This window comes from Aliihoeflea aestuarii (assembly GCF_024105665.1).
GTDB lineage: Bacteria > Pseudomonadota > Alphaproteobacteria > Rhizobiales > Rhizobiaceae > Aliihoeflea > Aliihoeflea aestuarii.
Genome location: NZ_JAAAMK010000004.1, coordinates 1 through 19,402 on the forward strand (window position 1 = coordinate 1; position 19,402 = coordinate 19,402).

The window sequence follows — 19,402 nt, forward strand, 5'->3', positions numbered from 1 at the left end:
AATCGCCGCGAGATCCGGCTCCAAGAAACTCGCCATCATCGCCGTCGCAAGGAAACTCCTCACCGTCCTCAACGCAATGCAACGCGAACAAAAACAATACGCCTGAAAACACAGTTGCCAGGCCTCGACCTTCCGACCGGATACAGCGTAATCAATACCCCGCCGCGCGGTCCACCACATTCTGCAACGGCTCGCCGCGTTCCAGCCGCGCCATCTGCTCCAGCATGAGCGGGACGAGATGGGTGGCGTCCGAGGTCGCGGCGGCGTGTGGTGTCACGAAGACCCGCGGATGCGACCAGAGCGGGCTCAATCGCGGCAAGGGCTCGGTCTCGAATACATCGAGGCTTGCCTCCTTCAGCGTGCCGTCGTCGAGCGCGCGCAAAATGTCGGCTTCCTTTTGCAGCTTACCCCGTCCGGCATTGATCAGGCACGCCCCGCCGAGGCCGTTGTCGCGCCGCAACCTCGACAGGAGTTCGTAATCCACGATGCCTTCCGTCGCCGGCGTATGCGGCAGGAGAACGACCAGAATGTCGGTGGCGTTCAGGAACGGCGTCAGCCCCTCGTCGCCGCTGAATGTCTCCACCCCGTCCACCGTTCGCGGCGTCCGTGTCCAGCCTTTTACGTCGTATCCGATCGCAATGAGCGCCTTCGCGGCGGCGCGGCCGAGTTCGCCAAGCCCCAATATGCCGACCGAAACATCGGGCGACGGCGGCTGTGTCCTGTCGCGCCAGTTCCCGCGTGCCTGTTCGCTGCGATAGAATATGCCCTGGCGGTGATGATCGGTGACGCGCCAGACGACGTAGTCGACCATATGCTGCGTCAAATTGGACGCGACCACGCGCACCACCGGCACGTCGGGCAGGTCGGGGTCGGAAAGAACATGATCGACGCCTGCGCCGATGGAGAAAATCGCTTTCAGGCCTGGCAGTTTCGCCAAAAGCCCATGCTCATGCTTCCAGACGACCGCATAGTCGATTGCATCCGCTTCGCCACCGGGCGACAGCACCACCTCGTGGCCTGCGGACAAGAGGTCTTGCCATTTCTTCGGCTCGAAGCCCTGAACGGACAACAGAATACGGCCCGGCTTGCGCTCGCTCATATGCGTCTCCCTGAAATCTCTTATTCGCTGACGACGCCCTTGGGCGCTGTGGCGATGTCGAAGGCGGCGGCGATCAGCGCCTTCGTGTAATCGGTCTGCGGGTTCTCGAATATCTGCCGGCTCGGGCCGTATTCGACGACCTTGCCGTTGCGCATCACGATCACGTCGTTGGCCAGCGCGCGCACGACCTTCAAATCGTGGCTGATGAAGAGATAGGCGAGTTGATGCGCCTTTTGCAGATCGCGCAACAAGTCCACGACCTGCGCCTGCACGCTCATGTCGAGCGCGGAGGTCGGCTCGTCCAGCATGACGAAGCGCGGATTGACCACCATGGCGCGCGCGATCGCGATGCGCTGGCGCTGGCCGCCGGAAAACTCGTGCGGATAGCGAAAGCGCGTCGCCGGATCGAGGCCGACTTCGTTCAGGACATCGACGACCAGGCGGTCGCGTTCGTCGTCGTTCAGCTTCGGCTGATGAATCCGCAAGCCTTCCTCGATGATCTCGGACACCGACATGCGCGGCGAAAGCGAGCCGAACGGGTCCTGGAAGACGATCTGCATCTCGCGGCGCAGCGGCTTCATCTGGCGGAAGGAGAAATCGTTGATCTCCCTGTCGCCCAGCATGATTCGCCCCTGCGACGAGATCATCCGCGACAGCGCCAGCCCCAACGTCGTCTTGCCGGAGCCGGATTCGCCGACGACGCCGAGCGTCTGCCCGGCGCGCACCGTCACGTCGATGCCGTCGACGGCCTTCACATGGTCCACCGTCTTGCGGAAAAACCCTTCCTTGATCGGGAACCAGACCTTCACGTCTTCGCCCTTCATCACGATCGGCGCGGTTTCGTCGGCGGCCGGCGGCTCGCCTTTCGGCTCGGCCGCCAGAAGATGACGCGTGTATTCGTGCTTCGGATTGGCGAAGACCTCGGCCGTCGCTCCCTCCTCGACGATCTTGCCCTTCGTCATCACGCAGACGCGGTCGGCGATGCGCCGCACGATGCCAAGATCATGCGTGATGAACAGCATCGACATCTTGTTGCGGGTCTTCAACTCGGCCAGAAGCTCGAGAATCTGCGCCTGAACGGTCACGTCCAGCGCCGTCGTCGGCTCGTCCGCGATCAGGAGTTTCGGCTCGTTGGCGAGCGCCATGGCGATCATCACGCGCTGGCGCTGGCCGCCCGACAATTGATGCGGGAAGGCGCCAAGCCGCTTTTCCGGCTCGCGAATGCCGACTTCGTTGAGCAGTTCCAGCGTGCGCACGCGGGCCTGTTTGTCACCCATGCCGCGATGAAGCCTGAGGATTTCCCCGATCTGCCGCTCGATCGTGTGTAGCGGATTGAGCGAGGTCATCGGCTCCTGGAAGATCATGGTGATGTCGTCGCCGCGCACCTTGCGCAGCGACTTCTCACCAAGCCCGAGCAAATCCTGCCCGCCGAACACGATCCTGCCAGACGGGTGGCTTGCCGCCGGATAGGGCAACAGCTTCAGCACCGACAGCGCCGAGACCGACTTGCCCGAACCCGACTCACCGACCAGCGCCAGCGTCTCGCCTTCGGCGATGTCGAAGGAGATATGGTCGACTGCGACCTGCTCGCGCCCGCCCTGCGTGAAGGCGACGGACAGGTCCTGAACGGAAAGAAGAGTCCCGCTCATTTGAACGTCTTCCGGGGGTCGAAGGCATCGCGGACCGCTTCGCCGACGAAGATCAGCAGCGAGAGCATGATCGACAGCGACAGGAAGCCGACGATACCGAGCCACGGCGCGTTGAGGTTGCGCTGGCCCTGCCGCAGAAGTTCGCCGAGCGAGGCGGAGCCGGGCGGCAGGCCGAATCCGAGGAAATCGAGAGAGGTCAGGGTCGTGATCGATCCGTTGAGAATGAAGGGCAGGAAGGTCAGCGTCGCCACCATCGCGTTGGGCAGGAGATGACGGAACATGATCGTCGCATTGCCGACACCGAGCGCACGCGCCGCGTTCACATATTCGAAGTTGCGCGCACGCAGGAACTCGGCCCGCACCACGCCGACGAACGCCACCCATGAGAACAAGAGCATGATGCCGAGCAATATGAAGAAGCCCGGCGGCAGGATCGCCGCTATGATGAGGATCAGATAGAGAACCGGGATCGACGACCAGATTTCGATCACGCGCTGGAAGATCAAATCCGTCCAGCCGCCGAAATAGCCCTGCACCGCGCCGGCCGAAACGCCGATCACGGCGGATGCGGCGGTGAGGATCAGGCCGAACAGAACGGAGATGCGGAAACCATAGATGACGCGGGCGGCAACGTCGCGCGCCTGATCGTCGGTGCCGAGCCAGTTCCAGTTGCCCATTCGGCATTCGGGATCGTTCGCGCCCTCGAAATAGCGCTGACAGCGCGTCTCGCGGTCATACATCCATGATGGCGCGGCAGGGGCCGCGACCGGTATCTCGTTGTTCACCGTGCGGTAGGAGTAGCGGATCGGCGGCCAGATCATCCAGCCATTCGCCTCGATCTCGTCGCTGATGACCGGATCGCGATAATCCGTCACGGCAAGAAAGCCGCCGAACTTTTCCTCCGGGTAGTCGACCACGACCGGGAAGAGGATTTCGCCATTGTAGGACGCGATGATCGGCTTGTCGTTGGCGATAAACTCGGCGAACATCGACAGGACGAAAAGGATCAGGAAAATCCAGAGCGACCAGTAGCCGCGCCGATTCGCCTTGAAGTTCTCCCAGCGTCGTTTGTTAAGCGGCGACAGCCAGGGCCGCGCGGCCCGCTCGCGCACTTGCTCCACCTGCGCCTTGGAGAGGATATCCGACATCAGACGTCCCTCCGCTCGAAATCGATGCGCGGGTCGATCCAGGTGTACATGAGGTCCGACAGGAGTGCGACGAGCAGCCCGATCAGCGAGAATATGTAGAGCGTGGCGAAGACGACCGGATAGTCGCGGTCGAGCACCGAGCGGAAGCCGAGGAGGCCCAGGCCGTCGAGCGAGAAGATGTTCTCGATCAGGAGCGAGCCGGTGAAGAAGGCCGAGATGAAGGCGCCGGGGAATCCGGCGATGATGATCAGCATGGCGTTGCGGAACACATGCCGGTAGAGCACCTGCCGTTCCGACAGCCCCTTGGCCCGCGCCGTCACCACATATTGCTTGCGGATTTCCTCGAGGAACGAGTTCTTCGTCAAAAGCGTCGTCGTCGCGAAGGCCGACAGAACCATGGCCGTCAGCGGCAGGGTCAGATGCCAGAAATAGTCGAGGATGCGCTGCGGCCACGACAGGTCGGACCAGTTCTCCGATGTCAGCCCTCGCAGCGGGAACCAGTCGAAGAAGGATCCGCCGGCGAACAGAACCATCAACAGAATCGCGAACAGGAAGCCGGGGATCGCATAGGCGATGATGACGATGCCGCTGGTCCACACGTCGAAGGCCGAGCCGTCCTTGACCGCCTTGCGGATGCCGAGCGGGATCGAGATCACGTAGGAAATCAGCGTGATCCACAGGCCGAGCGAGATCGAGACCGGCATCTTCTCGATAATGAGATCGATGACCGTGATATCGCGGAAATAGCTCTCGCCGAAATCGAACCTGCTGTAATTCCAGATCATCAGGCCGAAGCGTTCGAGCGGCGGCTTGTCGAAGCCGAACTGCCGCTCCAGTTGCGCGATGAACTCCGGATCGAGCCCCTGCGCGCCGCGATAGCCGGACTCGCCGCCCGAATCGAACTGGAAATCCGCCCCGCCGCCCGTCAGGCGGTCGGATGCGCCGCCGCCCTGTCCGGTGACGTTCGCGATCACCTGCTCGACCGGACCGCCCGGCGCGAACTGGATGACGATGAAGGAAATTGCCATGATGCCGAACAAGGTCGGGATCATCAAAAGCAAGCGTCGGAGGATATAGGCGCCCATCAGGTCTTTCTGGGTTCCGATTCGGGAAGGCTCGTCACGTCGCTCTTATCACATCTCATGCTTGCGTCAGCCACGCGAGCCGGTCGCCTCGACCCGATCGGGCCGCGTCCACCACGTATCGAGAATGCCGGGATCGTAGGGCGGCGTCGTTTCGGGCCAATCGTAGTAATCCCATGCCGCAACCCATCTGGTCGGCTTATAGAACTGGAAGACGAAATAGTGTTCGGCCCGCAAGATGCGGTCCAGCGCCCTGTTTGCGGCGGTGAATTCTTCGGGCGTCTTCGCCTCGACGACCTTGTCCAGCACCTTGTCGATCGCCGGATTGGCGACACCCGCCATGTTAAAGGACCCCGGCGCATTAGCGCTTTGCGTGCCGAAGAACTGGCGGATGAACCGATCGGGATAAAGCGGCATCGAATAGCGCGAGACCGTCATGTCGAAATCGAAGTCTCGCACACGCTGCCTGTATTGCGAGGCATCGACCACCCGGTAAGTCGCCTGAATGCCAAGCCGGCGCAGATTGCCGATGAAGGCGTTGTGATGCGGCTCGAAGGAATTGTCGTCGTCGAGAAATTCTATGGTCAGCGGTTCGCCCGAAGGCAGCAGCATCCGCCCGCCCTCAACTCGGCAGCCGGCCTCGCGAAAGATTTCCATAGCGCGGCGTGCCTGGTTGCGGTCGCGGCCCGAGCCGTCCGTGACCGGCGCGACATAGGCTTGCTCGAACACCTTTGGCGAAAGCTCATCTCGCAGGGGTTCGAGGATGGCAAGCTCTTCCGCGCCCGGCAGGCCGGTCGCCTTGTATTCGGTATTTTCGTAGAAGGATTGCGAGCGCTCGAACGAGTTGTACATGATGTTCGCGTTCGTCCATTCGAAATCGAACAAGAGACCGATTCCCTCGCGAACGCGCGGATCGGTGAACTTTTCGCGGCGCGTATTGAACGACCACCCCTGCCCGCCGGACGGGCGTTCGTCGGGAATTTCGAGTCGTTTCACGCGGCCGTCGGTGACCGCCGGGAAATTGTAATCGACCGCCCAGTTGCGTGAGGTGAACTCTTCACGCACGAGAATGCGCCCGGCCTTGAACGCTTCAAACGCAGCATTGCGGTCGCGGTAGTAGTCGTAGCGGATGCGGTCGAAATTGTAGCGCCCCCTGAAAATCGGACGCTCTGCCGCCCAGAAATCCTCGACCCGTTCGAAATCGATATAGGTCCCGAAGGAAAACGGCCCGACCCGGTAGGGGCCGGACCCCAGCGGCGCTTCCGATAAAGTCGCGTCGAAGCGCCGTCCTTCCCACCATGCCTTGGAAAATATCGGACAGCCTGCGGCGATGGTCAGGATCGTGGCATTTCCAGCGTCGGCCGGAATCCGTACGAGAACGGTCCGCTCGTCAACCGCTTCGACCGCCTCGATCTGGCGCAGATAGGTCGCCAGATTCTCGTGACCGAACTCTTTCAGCGTTTCCATCGACCATACGACGTCTTGCGGCGTGATCGGCGTGCCGTCGTGAAACTGGGCTTCGGCGTCCAGAGTGAAGCGTAGTTCCCGCCGGTCCTCGTCCACGGCGATCGTCTCGGCCGCATAAGCGTATACGGACCCGATCTCATCGGTCGTCGATGTCATCAGCGTGGCAAAGGTCAGGCTCATTCCCAAGGCCCCGTTGCCTCGCAGGACATACATGTTCAGCGTATCGAACGTGTTGGGGTTCTGGTTGTAGGCCCATGACGGCGTTTGCGTGACGATCCGCCCGCCCTTCGGCGCATCGACATCGACATAGTCGAGATGCGGAAAATCGGGCTTGTATTTCAGTTCGCCGAACGCGGCGAGACCGTGCAGCGGCGTGTTCGTCGGTGCCTGCGCGAGCAGGTTCTTCGGCAGAAACGGGGCGGCGGCGCTCGCCGCGCCGAGCGCGAGAAAATCGCGACGGCCAAGGGCGAAGCGCGTCATTCGGCTTCCTCATATTGCTCTTCGATCTCGGCCTCGCGGTCCGGCAGGACCCACCACGACATGGTGTCGATGCCGATATAATGCGGCTGCTCGTCCGGGATGCCGAACTTGTTCCAGATCGCGTAGCGCAGGGTCGGCTGGAAATATTGCGGCACCGTATAATAATTCCACAACAAGGTTCGATCGAGCGCGCGCGTCGCCGCGACCAGTTCCTCGCGATCGGCCGCGAAGATGATCTTGTCGATGAGCGCGTCCACGACCGGGCTCTTGATGCCGGGAATGTTGCGAGAGCCGGGCGCGTCGGCGGCCTGTGTGCTCCAATAGTCGCGCTGCTCGTTGCCGGGCGATTCGGACTGCGGATAGCTCGCCGTGACTGCCTCGAATTCGAAGCCCTGCACCCGCTGGATATATTGCGACGTGTCCACGATGCGCAGCGTGGCGTCGATGCCGAGCCGGCGCAAATTGGAGATATAGCCGCCGGTGATCACTTCGGCCGTCGGCGAGCCGCCGAGAAATTCGATGCGGAACTGCTCTCCGCTTTCCTTGTTCACCATCCGCCCGTCACGGATCGCCCAGCCCGCCTCGTCGAAGAGGCGCACCGCCTCACGCAGATTGTCGCGTGAGGCCTGCGGTGTGTCGAAGACCGGAAGCTTGAATTCCTCGGTAAAGAGTTCGGGCGGCAGATCGGCGCGATATTCTTCCAGGATTTCCAGTTCCTTGCCTTCCGGCAGGCCGCTCGATGCCAGTTCGGAACGCTGGAAATAGCTCGAGGTGCGCTCGTTCAGATTGTAGAACTGAAGCCGGTTCTGTTCCTCGAAATTATAGGCCAGCGTCAAGGCGTGACGCACATTGCGGTCCTGGAACCGCTCCTCGCGCATGTTGAACGAAAACGACTGCATCGGCGCCACGCTTTCAGACGTGAACTCGCGCTTGACCACGTCGCCGCGCTCGAACGCAGGGAAGTTGTAGTCGACCGACCAGCGCCTCGTGCTCAGCTCGCGCCTGATGTCTTCCATGCCGCCGCGCGTGAAGGCAAGGAATTCAGCGTTGTCGTCGAGGAAATAGGTGAAGGTCATGCGGTCGAAATTGTTGCGGCCGACATTGACCGGCAGGTCCGCGCCCCAATAATCCTCGACACGCTCCCAGATGATCCGCGATCCGGCATCGAATGACGAGATTTTGTATGGACCGGAACCGAGCGGCGGCTCCAGCGTCGGATTGGCGATGTTGCGGGTCTGGCCGCGCGCGTTCTCGCCCTCCCACCAGTGCTTCGGCAGGACGGGCAGGTCACCCATGATATGCGGCAGTTCACGATTGCCCGTCTGATCGAAGGTGAAGCGGACCTGTCTGTCGTCGAGCGCAACCGCCTCGGTGACGTTGGCATAATAGCGAACGTGAAGCGGGCTGATTTCGCTCAGCTTCTCGAACGACCAGACCACGTCTTCCGCCGTGATCGGCTCGCCGTCGTGCCAGCGCGCATTCGCATCGATGCGGTAGGTGGCGGACGAATAATCGTCGGGATAGGTGAAAGCCTCGGCGATCAACGCATGGCTCGTGCCGGCCTCGTCGAGCGACTGCTGCATCAGCGTGTCCCAGAGCACCCCGCCGAACTGCGAGAGCCCGGCCGCCGGCGTGCCGCGCACGATGAAGGGATTGAAACTGTCGAAGGTGCCGAAGGCGGCCGAATTCAGCGTGCCGCCCTTTGGCGCATCGGGGTTTACATGAGGATAGCGGGTGAACTCCTCGGTCGGCTCCTCGGTCGTGATGAGGGATGAAACGGTCCGCCAATTGTCTTCTGTATCCTCGGCCCCTTGAGCGCCGGCAAGGCCCACGCCCGCCGCGAGCAGTGCCGATACGGTCAAAGACCGTTCGAAAATCGTGCCGAACCAGCTCAGTCCCATGCGAAGCATCTCCCTGTGATGTCGATTACCCTAGCGGATCGGACGCGTTTGAAAACAGGCAGTTTGCCAAGTTTTGGCAAAGCGCCGTTTCGTCGCGCAATAAAAAAGCCGGGGCGAACCCGGCTTTTTCGTGATCGTGGAGATTACGATATCGTTAGTTCTGAGCCGGCGCGCGCGGCTCCTCGTCGGTCACCTCACCATCGGCGGCCGGCTGGCCTGCATCGGGCTCGGGCGACGCCGCGGTTCCGTCCTGATCTTCGGTCGGCTCTGCCGGCGCGGCTTCCGTCTGCGGAGCGGCCTCGGTAGCAGCGCCATTGTCCTCGGCAGGAGCGGCTTCGTCCGCCGGCGCAGCGGCACCGTTTTCGGCAGGCGCAGCTTCATCTGCGGGCGCTGCATCGCCATTCTCGGCCGGAGCAGTGCCTTCATCAGCAGGAGCAGCCTCGTCGGTTGCCGGAGCGGCTTCCTCGCCTTCGGCGGGTGCAGCCTCCTCACCTTCGGCAGGCGCAGCTTCATCGCCGGCGGCCTCGTCTTCGGCGGCAGCCGGTTCGGGCAGCGGCAACGGATTGTCGGATTGCTGGTTGAGATAGGCGATCAGGTTCGCTTCTTCCTGCGGGTCACGAATACCGGCGAACGCCATGGTCGTGCCGGAAATGTAAGAACGCGGGTTGACGAGGAAGTGGCTCAGATTTTCGAATTCCCAGGTCTTCGTGGCACCCTCGGAATAGGTTTCCATCGCTGCCGAATAGGAAAAGCCTTCATGCTCGGCGACCACTCGGCCGACGACACCCCACAAATTCGGGCCGACGCGGTTGGCACCGCCACTATCGACCGTGTGGCAGGACGCGCAGCGGCGGAACGCCGACTCGCCGGCGGCCGGATCGGCGGTAGCGAGAAGATCGAGCGCGCTCGGACCCGCATCAGCGGGCGCGCCGCCGGCGGCCGGCTCGTCGGGAACCTCGATCGCGTAGCCCGGAGTTTCAGGCGAATGCGACGCAAAGAGCGCGTCAGAGACAAGGCTGACCGAAAAGACGACGAAAACGACGCCGAGAAACGCGCCGATCAGCTTGTTGAGTTCAAATGAGTCCATCTACCCAAGGCTCCAAGGTTCGACCGGGGTGATCCGCCGCGCGGACGGCGCGCGCGGCAATTGGTCCCCCATCCCGGTCGTGCCGGTGAAAATCGCGCGGAAACTAGGTCTTTTGCTTACCGAAGGCAACACATATAAGGGCGTTTCCATGTGAGACCTTTTGCCACTTTCGCGGGCGACGACGAAGCGCAGGATCATCAGCCGGCATGTCCCGACTTGTTCTCATTCCGGCCCGGATGGCCTCGACCCGCCTGCCCGGCAAACCGCTGGCCGACATAGGCGGCGTCCCGATGATCGTGCAGGTCGCGCGGCGCGCTTTGGAAAGCGGCATCGGCGACATCGCCGTGGCCACCGATACGCCCGCCGTGGCGCAGGCGGTGGAAGCGGCCGGCTTCAAGGCCGTCATGACCTCGCCTGACCACCAGTCGGGCTCCGACCGCATCCACGAGGCGCTGGCCGCGCTCGATCCGGACGGCCGCTTCGAGACGGTCGTCAACCTTCAGGGCGACCTGCCGACCATCGCGCCCGACCTGATCGCTTCATGCGCCGAGACGCTGGAAGCGGGCGCCGCCGACATCGCCACGCTCGGCGTCGAGATCGCCGACGAGGCGGAAAAGACGAATCCGAACGTCGTCAAGATCGTCGGCTCGCAGATCGGCGAGGGCCGGCTGCGGGCGCTGTATTTCACGCGCGCCACCGCGCCGTGGGGCGAAGGTCCGCTCTATCATCACATCGGAATCTACGCCTATCGCCGCGCCGCACTGGAGCGGTTCGTTTCGCTCGGACCCAGCCCGCTCGAAACGCGCGAGCGTCTGGAGCAATTGCGCGCGCTCGAAGCCGGCATGCGCATCGATGCAGCGATCGTCTCGTCGGTCCCGCTCGGCGTCGACACGCCGGACGATCTCGAACGCGCCCGCACCATACTTTCAGCAGGATAAGACCGCATGACGAAGACCAACAAGATCGCTTTCCAGGGCGAGCCCGGCGCGAATTCGGACACCGCCTGCCGCAACATGTTTCCGGACATGGAGCCGTTGCCTTCGCCGACCTTCGAGGATGCGTTCAACGCCGTCGAAAGCGGCAAGGCGGACCTCGCCATGATCCCGATCGAGAACACGATCGCGGGCCGCGTCGCCGACATCCATCATCTGTTGCCGGAATCGAAGCTGCACATCGTCGGGGAATATTTCCTGCCGATCCATTTCCAGTTGATGGTGCTGCCGGGCACGGAATTGAAGGACATCAAGACCGTTCACAGCCACATTCACGCACTTGGCCAGTGCCGCAAGATCATTCGCAAGAACCGCTGGAAGCCTGTCGTCGCGGGCGACACCGCAGGAGCGGCGAAGCAGGTGGCGGAGGAAGGCGATAAAAGCGCAGCGGCGCTCGCGCCGATCCTTGCAGCAGAGCTCTACGGTCTCGACATCCTCGACCGCAACGTGGAGGACACGGAGAACAACGTCACCCGCTTCGTCGTCCTGTCCAAGCAGAAATCATGGGCGGCCCGCAAGGCGCCCGACGATCTGATGATGACCACCTTCGTCTTCCGCGTCCACAACATACCGGCCGCGCTCTACAAGGCGACCGGCGGCTTCGCGACCAACGGTGTCAACATGACGAAGCTCGAAAGCTACCAGCTCGGCGGCACCTTCTTCGCCTCGCAATTCTACGCCGACATCGAGGGGCATCCCGACGACGTCAACGTCGCGCAGGCCCTGAAGGAACTCGACTTCTTCTCGCGCGAGGTGCGGGTTCTCGGCGTCTACCCGGCAGCGGAGTTCCGGGTCAGCCAGCGCGGCGGGGAATGACGGGCTTCGGATCGAATCGTAGCCACCGGTTGAAATGCCGAGGCATGGATTTCTGTGACCCGCACAGGGATGACGATGGCATTGATGGCCGTGCCAATCGCCAACGCTGATAGTTCGCAAAAAACTTTTCCGCCGTCACCCCTGTGCTCGTCACAGGGGCCCATGCCTCGACTTTCCGGCTCGCTCGACCCGCCGATGCTTAATCGTCGTCCAGCCAAGCCCTGATCAGATGGCTGGCGATTGCCGCGCGCGGCGGCACGATGAGCCCGTCCGGGTGTGTTCCGGCGAGCATCGCCGCCACCTCCGCGCGGTCGAACCAGCGACACGCTTCGAGTTCGGTGAAATCGGGCGTCAGATCCTCATTCAGCGCCTCGCCGAAACAGCCGATCATCAGCGAATGGGGAAATGGCCAGGGCTGGCTTGCGTGATAGGCGACGCGGCCGATGCGCACGCCGGATTCCTCGAACGTCTCGCGGCGCACGGCGTCCTCGATGGTTTCACCCGGCTCGACAAATCCGGCAAGCGTCGAAAACACGCCCGGCGCGAAATGCGGGCTGCGGCCCATCAGGCAGCGCTCACGCGTAACCGTCAGCATGATGACGACGGGGTCGGTGCGTGGGAAATGCTGCGTGCCGCACTCCGGGCACACGCGCTTGTAGCCGCCGATCTTCGCCTCTGTCCGACCGCCGCATTTGCCGCAGAAGCGGCAATTCCCATTCCACGCAAGCAGCGAAGCGCCCTGCCCGACCGCGCCGAGATCTTCGCTTTCCAGCAGTCCCTGGCTGTTGAGCGAGCGCAGGTCGATCGCCTTGAGCCCATCGGGCAGGTCTTCGGGTTCCAGACTGCCGGGTGCCGCCAATAGCGGGCCGTTTGCGTCCATCCCCAGGAGCACGGCATGATCGAGCCTGGCACCAAGCTCTTTCGCTTCATCCAAGGTCAACCGGCAGGCGGGCGCAGCGCCGTTCATCTTCAGGCAAAGCCGGCCGCCGCGCAGGATCAGCACCGCGAGCCGTGGATCGGCCATGGCGTCGGCAAGCGCCGTTTCGGAGCGATTCTCGGCCTGCCGGTCGACCCGGTTGCCGGCAAACCCGACGAAACGGCTCGGCTCGTCGCCCGGCCCCTCGAACAGTGAAAACGTCACAGGCGGTCCTTGATCGTGTTGACGAAAGAATGCAGATCCTCGCGCCTGTAGGGCTCGGCCTGGCCGAAGCCCCAGACCGGCCCCGGCCAATTAGCGTCGCCCTGCCGGCGCGCGACGACATGAACGTGGAGCTGGCGCACGACATTGCCCAGCGCACCCGTGTTGATCTTATCGCAGCCCGTCACTTCCAAGAGGGTTTTCGAAACGAGGTTCGTCTCGAAGGAAAGCATCGCCTGGTCGAGGGGCGTCAAATCGTGAATCTCGACGGCGTCCCGACGTTGCGGAATGAGGATCAGCCACGGCCAGCGCGCATCGTTCATGATCCGCAGCTCGCACAGGCCGAGCCAGATCACGTCCCACGTGTCGCGTTCGAGCTTGCGGTCGAGTTCGAAGCCGCCGGCCTTGTGCGGCATGTCCATATCCTCTCCTCCCACTGGAACAGGGAGGCTAGAGCGTTTCGCAGCGGGAGGGAAGCCAATCCTTCGTCATGCGATGCGGCCTTGCATTCGCCTCTCGAATTGCCGATATGGAGCGTGGGAGGTTGGTGGTGGACGAGCCACTCGCCAACCGGGTCAGGTCCGGAAGGAAGCAGCCCCAACGAGCTCCGGCACGGGTCATCGTGCCAGCCTCCCACCTTTTCCCCGGCCCCGCGCCGTTGACGCGAGCCCACGAGGAAGACGACACTCGCGCCGCGAGACATTGAAGGGCACAAGCGAGGTCATGGACGAAACCCCGGACACGGAACAGAGCCGTCCTCAAGGCCCCTACCGGGTTCTGGCCCGGAAGTACCGTCCGCGCGACTTCACCGCGCTGATCGGCCAGGAGCCGATGGTCCGCACGCTGACCAACGCGTTCGCCACCGGCCGCATCGCTCAGGCGTGGATGCTGACGGGCGTGCGCGGCGTCGGCAAGACGACGACGGCCCGCATCCTGGCCCGCGCGCTCAATTACAAGACCGATGCGGTCAGCCAGCCGACCGTCGATCTGTCGGTGCCCGGCGAGCATTGCGAAGCCATCATGGAAGGTCGCCATGTCGACGTGGTCGAGATGGACGCCGCCTCGCATACCGGCATCGACGACATCCGCGACATCATCGAGCAGGTTCGCTACGCGCCCGTTTCGGCGCGCTACAAGGTCTACATCATCGACGAAGTGCACATGCTCTCGACGCAGGCCTTCAACGGCCTGTTGAAGACGCTGGAAGAGCCGCCGCCGCATGTGAAATTCATCTTCGCCACGACCGAAATCCGAAAAGTTCCGATCACCGTCCTGTCGCGCTGCCAGCGCTTCGACCTGCGCCGTATCGATGCGGGGATGATCACCGCCGATCTGAGGCGCATCGCCGGCCTTGAAGGCGTTGACGTAGACGATGACGCGCTCGCCATGATCGCGCGTGCCGCCGAAGGCTCGATGCGCGATGCGCAATCGATCTTCGACCAGGCGATCGCACATGGGGCCGGCCGCGTCACCGGCGAGGCCGTTCGCGACATGCTCGGGCTCGCAGACCGTGCCCGCGTGATCGATCTGTTCGAGCTTTTGATGAAGGGCGACGTCGCCGGGGCGCTCGGCGAATTGCGCAGCCAATACGATGCCGGCGCCGATCCAGCGACGGTGCTGACCGATCTGGCCGAATTCAACCATCTCGTCACGCGCATCCGCTTCGTGCCGTCGGCGGCGGACGATGCCTCCATCTCGCAGGAAGAGCGACAGCGCGGCCGCGAGATGGCGGAGGGCCTTTCTGTCCGCGTCCTGTCACGGACCTGGCAGATGCTGATCAAGGGCATAAGCGAGGTGCAGACCGCATCGCGACCGGTCAGCGCCGCCGAGATGGTGCTGATCCGCATCGCCCACGCCTCGACATTGCCGACGCTCGACGAAGCCTTGAAGTCACTCGAATCGGGCGTGCCCTCGACCAATGTGCCGCAAGCGCCGCCATCCGCACCTCGCGGCCCTGCCGCTCCGGCACCCGCACCCGCGCCGGTCGATGCCATCGCCGCGCAGCCCATGACTGTCACGACGAATGGCGGCGGGCAGGCGATGCGCCTCGTCAAGACCGAACCGGAGCACATTCCGGCTGTCGCGCCCGCGCCTGAGCCAGAGCCGGACGTGCCCGCCGGCCCGCGCATCGCTTCGCTCGCCGACATCATCGCGCTGGCCGACGCCAATCGCGACATGGCGCTCAAGGTTCAGATCAAGCAATATCTGCGGCCCGTCCGTTTCGAGCCGGGCCGGGTCGAGATCAGCCTGACGGAGGATGCGCCGCGCCTCTTGGTCAACGATTTGTCGACGCGGCTGCATGCCTGGACCGGACGACGCTGGATCGTCACCGTCTCGCGCGAACGCGGCGGCGATACGATCGCCGAGCAGGAACGGGCAAAGCGCGACAGCGCCTTCATGGATGCGCAGAACGACCCGGCTGTCGCCGCGATCCTCGCCCGCTTCCCCGGTGCGAAGATCATCGACGTGCGCCTGCCCGATGCCCCCGAGATCGCCGAACCCGAAATCGACGGCGAGGATATTCCCCTCGATCCGGGCATCGGCGACCCGGACGACGACGAAATCTGAACCACGGAGACGACGATGAAAGATCTTCTCGGCATGATGGGCAAAGCCCGTGAAATGCAGGCCAAATTCCAGCAGATGCAGGAAGAGCTGGCCAATGTGGAAGCGTCGGGCGAGTCCGGCGGCGGGCTCGTTCAGGTGACGCTCGCGGGTAAGTTCGAGATGAAGGCGCTCAAGATCGATCCCTCGCTCTTCAAGGAAGACGACGTGGAAATTCTTGAGGATTTGATTCTCGCCGCGCACAATGACGCCAAGGCCAAGGTCGAGGCTATCATGCAACAGAAGACGCAGGAACTGACGGCCGGCCTTCCGATCCCGCCTGGGATGAAGATGCCTTTTTAGGCATTTGGGAAATCGTCGGTTAACCGTTCTGCAACCTGTTGCGGGCAGGATTGGAGGAAATCCGGTTTTGACCAAGGCTTACCCGCGGTTGCGCGTTGTGAATGCGCTTGCCCCTTTTTCGCCGCAAATCGCCCTTTCAAAACCTTAACGTGACGGCGGGGGCCGTTCGGAGAGGTCTGTATCGTGTTCTTTCGGCTCCCGGCCGCCGTATCGGCGGTGGCCCTGTCGCTTTTCGTGTCTGCCTGCACTTCCAGCAGCGATCTTCTGGACGATGTCGTAACGTCGTCGGTCAAGCCGGTCGCAGCGACCGCCAGCAACCGCGACTGCATGGCGCGCGCCATGTTCTTCGAATCGCACCGGTCGAGCCGCGAGGGGCTGATCGCGGTCGGATCGGTGGTCATGAATCGCGTGGAATCGGGCGAGTATCCCGACACGATCTGCGGTGTCGTCGGCCAGAAAAACCAGTTCGCGCCCGGCGTCATGACACGGCAAATGAATTCCAAGGCACTGCCCGACGTGATGGCGGCGGCCGATGCGGTTTTGGCCGGCGAGCGCCACCCCCTCGTTCAGGACGCCAAGTTCTTCCATACGGCCGGCCTGAACTTCCCCTACCCCAACATGCACTACGTTTTACGCGCCGGCGGCAATGCGTTTTACGAAAAGCGGGGCAAAGCCGAGCGCGCCGCCAAGGGCATACGCCCGCAGGCGCAGCTTGCCGCCGCCGGACGCGTCGAGGGCAAGGGCGCGCGCGTCACGCAGGTCGCGGCAGCGCCGCAGCCCCAACCTCAGCCGGAGCGTTTCGGCGCGCCGCAACCGGCTACGGCTACGCCGACCGAATCGCAGATCGCCGCGACGCAAGCCGCCGCCGAACCGCAGGTCGAGGCGCTGTCTTTCGATATCGAGCCCGCAAAAGCCGACGCGATCGGCGCACTGATCGCCAGCACGAGCAAGCCGGTGTCGGGACAGTAACTCAAGGGATCGCCCGCTCCATCAGGACGACCGGCAGCACAACGCCTTCACCCATTTTGGCTTCGACGATCTTCAGTCGGCGAAAGCCCGCAAAGGCGTAGAATGGCTCGGCGGGTAAGGTGGATTGACTCATCATCCGCTCGATCTGGGCCGCATGTGCCTGGCTGAGACAGTGCCGCAGCAATGCAGAGGCAGCGCCACGCCGCGCGAAACGCGGATCGGCAGCAAAATGGCGGATATGCGCAACGCCCTCCTTCACCTTGCCGGTTCCCGGCTCCTCCCGGGTCCAGCCGCCACACGCTGCCGGCTCGCCGTCCAATTCCGCGACAAAATAGGTTCCGCAGGCAAGAAGCAGTGGATTGGGCCGGGACATAAGCGGCATGGCTGCGACGAGAGCTTCTCGATCATACCGCTCGTCGTCCAGTGTCGCATAGGCGGCCGCGATCAGCGAGGCGAGCGTGTCATGGTCCAAAGGCGTTGCCCTACGAATGACGACGTCGCTACTTCCCATGCCATCTCCTCCTTACACAAAAGATAGCGAGCCTTTGCTGGCAACGCTACCCAAACCTCCCAAAACGCATTACACCGCCGGAATGTCGAAGAGAATCGCCGGTCCCGAGATCGAACGCCTGATCCAGCTTCTGGCAAAGGTGCCGGGGCTTGGGCCGCGCTCGGCCCGGCGCGCGGCGCTGCATCTCATCAAGAAGAAAGAGCAGCTTTTCGTGCCGCTCACCGCCGCTATGGGCGAGGCGGTGGACAAGGTGCGCGTGTGCTCGGCTTGCGGCAATGTCGACACGTCCGATCCGTGCACGATCTGCACCGATCCGCGCCGCGAGGACGCGACGCTGATCGTGGTCGAGGACGTCGCCGATCTTTGGGCGCTGGAACGGGCGAGCGCGATGAATGTGCGCTACCATGTCCTCGGCGGAACGCTGTCGCCGCTCGACGGCATCGGCCCCGATGATCTCAACATCAAGGCGCTGGTCGACCGGGTCGCCGAGGGCCGCGTTGCGGAAATCATCCTTGCGGTCAACGCCACTGTCGAGGGGCAGACCACCGCGCATTACATCACCGATCAATTGTCGAGCTTCGATGTCAAGGTGACGCGGCTTGCGCATGGTGTGCCGGTCGGCGGCGAACTGGACTATCTCGACGAAGGCACGCTGACGGCCGCCTTGAAGTCGCGCACCGCGTTTTGAACACCTGACCGGAAGGAAAGCAATGAAAAGCCCAGCTCTACGTTGCCCCCCTCTGTCCTGCCGGACATCTCCCCCGCGAGGGGGGAGATCACGCGCGTCGATGTCTCGTCCGATCCAACGACTGACCGCGACATTTCAGAAGGCTGATCTCCCTCCCTGCGGGGGAGATGTCCGGCAGGACAGAGGGGGGCGCCATAGAGCGCTGCTCCTCATGTTACTGCTGTTCCTGTTCCCCCTCTCCGCTTACGCCCAATCCGTCGAACAACAATTCCAGTCGTGGCTCACGAACGATCTGTGGCCGGAAGCCTCGCGGTCGGGCGTGTCGCGCGCGACCTTCGACGCGGCTTTTGCCGGCGTCAGGACCAATCTGGAACTGCCTGACCTCGTCATGCCCGGTCAGGCCGCGCAGACGCCGCAGCGCCAGCATCAGGCGGAGTTCGGCTCCCCCGGCTCCTATTTCGCGGAGAACATCATCGGCGGTGTCGCGGCGGGCGGGCGACAGCGCGCCGGCTATCTGTCCGGTGTCCTGAAAGATTTGGAAGACCGCTACGGCGTTCCGCGCGGCATTCTGCTTGCCGTCTGGGGCCGCGAGAGCGGGTTCGGCACCGCGCGCATTCCGCACAACGCTTTCGAGGTGCTCGCCACCAAGGCGTTTCTGGCGACGCGCAAGGACATGTTCCGCGCCGAGACCATCGCCGCATTGCAGATGGTCGAGCGCGGCTATGTGCGCGTGTCGAACATGAAGTCTTCGTGGGCGGGCGCGCTCGGGCAGCCGCAATTCCTGCCGACTTCCTATCTCGAACATGCCGTCGCGCATTCCGGCGGACCAAGAGCCGATATCTGGAATTCGGAGGCCGACACGCTCGCGTCCATCGCCAATTATCTTTCGCATTTCGGCTGGGTTCGCGGGCGCGACTGGGGTTTCGAGGTGAACCTGCCGGCAAACGTCTCCTGCGCGCTCGAAGGCCCGGACCGGGGCAAGCCGATTTCCGAGTGGGCGTCGATGGGCGTCACGCGCGTTTCGGGCCGCCCTTTCCCGGATAACGAATTGCGCGGCGAAGGCTATCTGATGATGCCAGCGGGCCGCTCCGGACCGGCCTTCATCGTCACGCCGAACTTCTACGTCTTGAAGGAATATAATGAGAGCGATCTTTACGCCCTGTTCGTCGGGCATGGCGGCGATCGCATCACCTACAATGTCGCACCGTTTTCAGGCCAATGGGGCCGCGTCGGCGGGCTGATGCGCTCGGATGTCGCCGCGATGCAGACCGGCCTCCAGCGCCTCGGCTACGATACGGGCGGTGCCGACGGGCTGGCCGGCTTTCGCACCCGCCGCGCCATCGGCGACTGGCAGGCACGCAACGGACTGACACCGACCTGCTTTCCAGATGCGGAAATCGTGCGGCAGCTTCGATAAACCGACTGGAACCGCCCGCCCGTTTCACGCATTGTTGATTCAGGGACGGGA

Annotated in this window: 17 protein-coding genes and 1 other RNA gene; 8 read left to right on the top strand and 10 right to left on the bottom strand. The window is 63.3% G+C overall.

The annotated features are described in order from the left end of the window. Nucleotides 1-151: 151 nt before the first annotated feature. From GTW25_RS10475 to GTW25_RS10505, 7 genes are all read right to left on the bottom strand, one after another. Nucleotides 152-1,099 (bottom strand): 2-hydroxyacid dehydrogenase, encoded by a 948-nt coding sequence (locus tag GTW25_RS10475; protein ID WP_252912066.1) that lies wholly within the window; start codon nucleotides 1,097-1,099, stop codon nucleotides 152-154. A gap of 20 nt (nucleotides 1,100-1,119) precedes the next feature. Then, nucleotides 1,120-2,748: an ABC transporter ATP-binding protein gene (locus tag GTW25_RS10480; protein WP_252912067.1), complete on the bottom strand. Its 1,629-nt coding sequence runs from the start codon at nucleotides 2,746-2,748 to the stop codon at nucleotides 1,120-1,122. Continuing rightward, nucleotides 2,745-3,896 (bottom strand): ABC transporter permease, encoded by a 1,152-nt coding sequence (locus GTW25_RS10485; RefSeq protein ID WP_252912068.1) that lies wholly within the window; start codon nucleotides 3,894-3,896, stop codon nucleotides 2,745-2,747. The genes GTW25_RS10480 and GTW25_RS10485 overlap by 4 nt, the downstream gene beginning before the upstream one ends. Then, the gene (locus GTW25_RS10490) at nucleotides 3,896-4,981 is read right to left on the bottom strand and encodes a microcin C ABC transporter permease YejB (protein ID WP_252912069.1); all 1,086 of its coding nucleotides are present in this window, start codon (nucleotides 4,979-4,981) and stop codon (nucleotides 3,896-3,898) included. Before GTW25_RS10490 ends, GTW25_RS10485 begins: the two co-directional genes overlap by 1 nt. A gap of 66 nt (nucleotides 4,982-5,047) precedes the next feature. Continuing rightward, nucleotides 5,048-6,925 (bottom strand): extracellular solute-binding protein, encoded by a 1,878-nt coding sequence (locus tag GTW25_RS10495; protein WP_252912070.1) that lies wholly within the window; start codon nucleotides 6,923-6,925, stop codon nucleotides 5,048-5,050. Then, nucleotides 6,922-8,826, bottom strand: a complete 1,905-nt coding sequence (locus GTW25_RS10500; RefSeq protein WP_252912071.1) for an extracellular solute-binding protein — start codon at nucleotides 8,824-8,826, stop codon at nucleotides 6,922-6,924. Before GTW25_RS10500 ends, GTW25_RS10495 begins: the two co-directional genes overlap by 4 nt. Nucleotides 8,827-8,980: 154 nt before the next feature. Further along, nucleotides 8,981-9,913 (bottom strand): c-type cytochrome, encoded by a 933-nt coding sequence (locus GTW25_RS10505; RefSeq protein WP_308206252.1) that lies wholly within the window; start codon nucleotides 9,911-9,913, stop codon nucleotides 8,981-8,983. Between the two features lie 206 nt (nucleotides 9,914-10,119). On the opposite strand from GTW25_RS10505, the gene GTW25_RS10510 reads away from it, so the two are divergent. Next, the gene (locus GTW25_RS10510) at nucleotides 10,120-10,851 is read left to right on the top strand and encodes a 3-deoxy-manno-octulosonate cytidylyltransferase (RefSeq protein WP_252912072.1); all 732 of its coding nucleotides are present in this window, start codon (nucleotides 10,120-10,122) and stop codon (nucleotides 10,849-10,851) included. A gap of 6 nt (nucleotides 10,852-10,857) precedes the next feature. Further along, entirely contained in the window at nucleotides 10,858-11,721 is an 864-nt protein-coding gene (locus GTW25_RS10515; protein WP_252912073.1) for a prephenate dehydratase, read from the top strand. 199 nt (nucleotides 11,722-11,920) lie between these two features. Here the strand turns inward: GTW25_RS10515 and nudC are convergent, their stop codons facing one another. Further along, nucleotides 11,921-12,862, bottom strand: a complete 942-nt coding sequence (nudC, locus tag GTW25_RS10520) for an NAD(+) diphosphatase (RefSeq protein ID WP_252912074.1) — start codon at nucleotides 12,860-12,862, stop codon at nucleotides 11,921-11,923. Next, entirely contained in the window at nucleotides 12,859-13,281 is a 423-nt protein-coding gene (locus tag GTW25_RS10525) for an HIT domain-containing protein (protein WP_372493130.1), read from the bottom strand. Before GTW25_RS10525 ends, nudC begins: the two co-directional genes overlap by 4 nt. A gap of 117 nt (nucleotides 13,282-13,398) precedes the next feature. Here GTW25_RS10525 and ffs point away from each other — a divergent pair. The 4 genes from ffs (at nucleotide 13,399) to GTW25_RS10545 (ending at nucleotide 16,735) form a co-directional block, all read left to right on the top strand. Continuing rightward, nucleotides 13,399-13,496: signal recognition particle sRNA small type (ffs, locus tag GTW25_RS10530), an RNA gene on the top strand. Between the two features lie 86 nt (nucleotides 13,497-13,582). Next, entirely contained in the window at nucleotides 13,583-15,427 is a 1,845-nt protein-coding gene (locus GTW25_RS10535; RefSeq protein ID WP_252912075.1) for a DNA polymerase III subunit gamma/tau, read from the top strand. A 15-nt stretch (nucleotides 15,428-15,442) separates the two neighbouring features. Further along, nucleotides 15,443-15,766 (top strand): YbaB/EbfC family nucleoid-associated protein, encoded by a 324-nt coding sequence (locus tag GTW25_RS10540; protein ID WP_252912076.1) that lies wholly within the window; start codon nucleotides 15,443-15,445, stop codon nucleotides 15,764-15,766. A 180-nt stretch (nucleotides 15,767-15,946) separates the two neighbouring features. Then, on the top strand, nucleotides 15,947-16,735 hold the full coding sequence (locus tag GTW25_RS10545; RefSeq protein ID WP_443592621.1) for a cell wall hydrolase: 789 nt from the start codon (nucleotides 15,947-15,949) through the stop codon (nucleotides 16,733-16,735). 1 nt (nucleotide 16,736) lies between these two features. Here GTW25_RS10545 and GTW25_RS10550 read toward each other — a convergent pair whose 3' ends face one another. Further along, entirely contained in the window at nucleotides 16,737-17,246 is a 510-nt protein-coding gene (locus GTW25_RS10550; RefSeq protein ID WP_252912078.1) for a GNAT family N-acetyltransferase, read from the bottom strand. An 82-nt stretch (nucleotides 17,247-17,328) separates the two neighbouring features. Here GTW25_RS10550 and recR point away from each other — a divergent pair, with 82 nt between their 5' ends. Both recR and GTW25_RS10560 read left to right on the top strand, forming a co-directional pair. After that, nucleotides 17,329-17,934 carry a recombination mediator RecR gene (gene recR / locus GTW25_RS10555; protein ID WP_252912079.1) on the top strand — a complete coding sequence of 202 codons (606 nt, stop codon included), beginning with the start codon at nucleotides 17,329-17,331 and terminating at the stop codon, nucleotides 17,932-17,934. Between the two features lie 211 nt (nucleotides 17,935-18,145). Further along, nucleotides 18,146-19,351: a lytic murein transglycosylase gene (locus tag GTW25_RS10560; protein WP_252912080.1), complete on the top strand. Its 1,206-nt coding sequence runs from the start codon at nucleotides 18,146-18,148 to the stop codon at nucleotides 19,349-19,351. The last annotated feature ends 51 nt before the right edge of the window (nucleotides 19,352-19,402 follow it).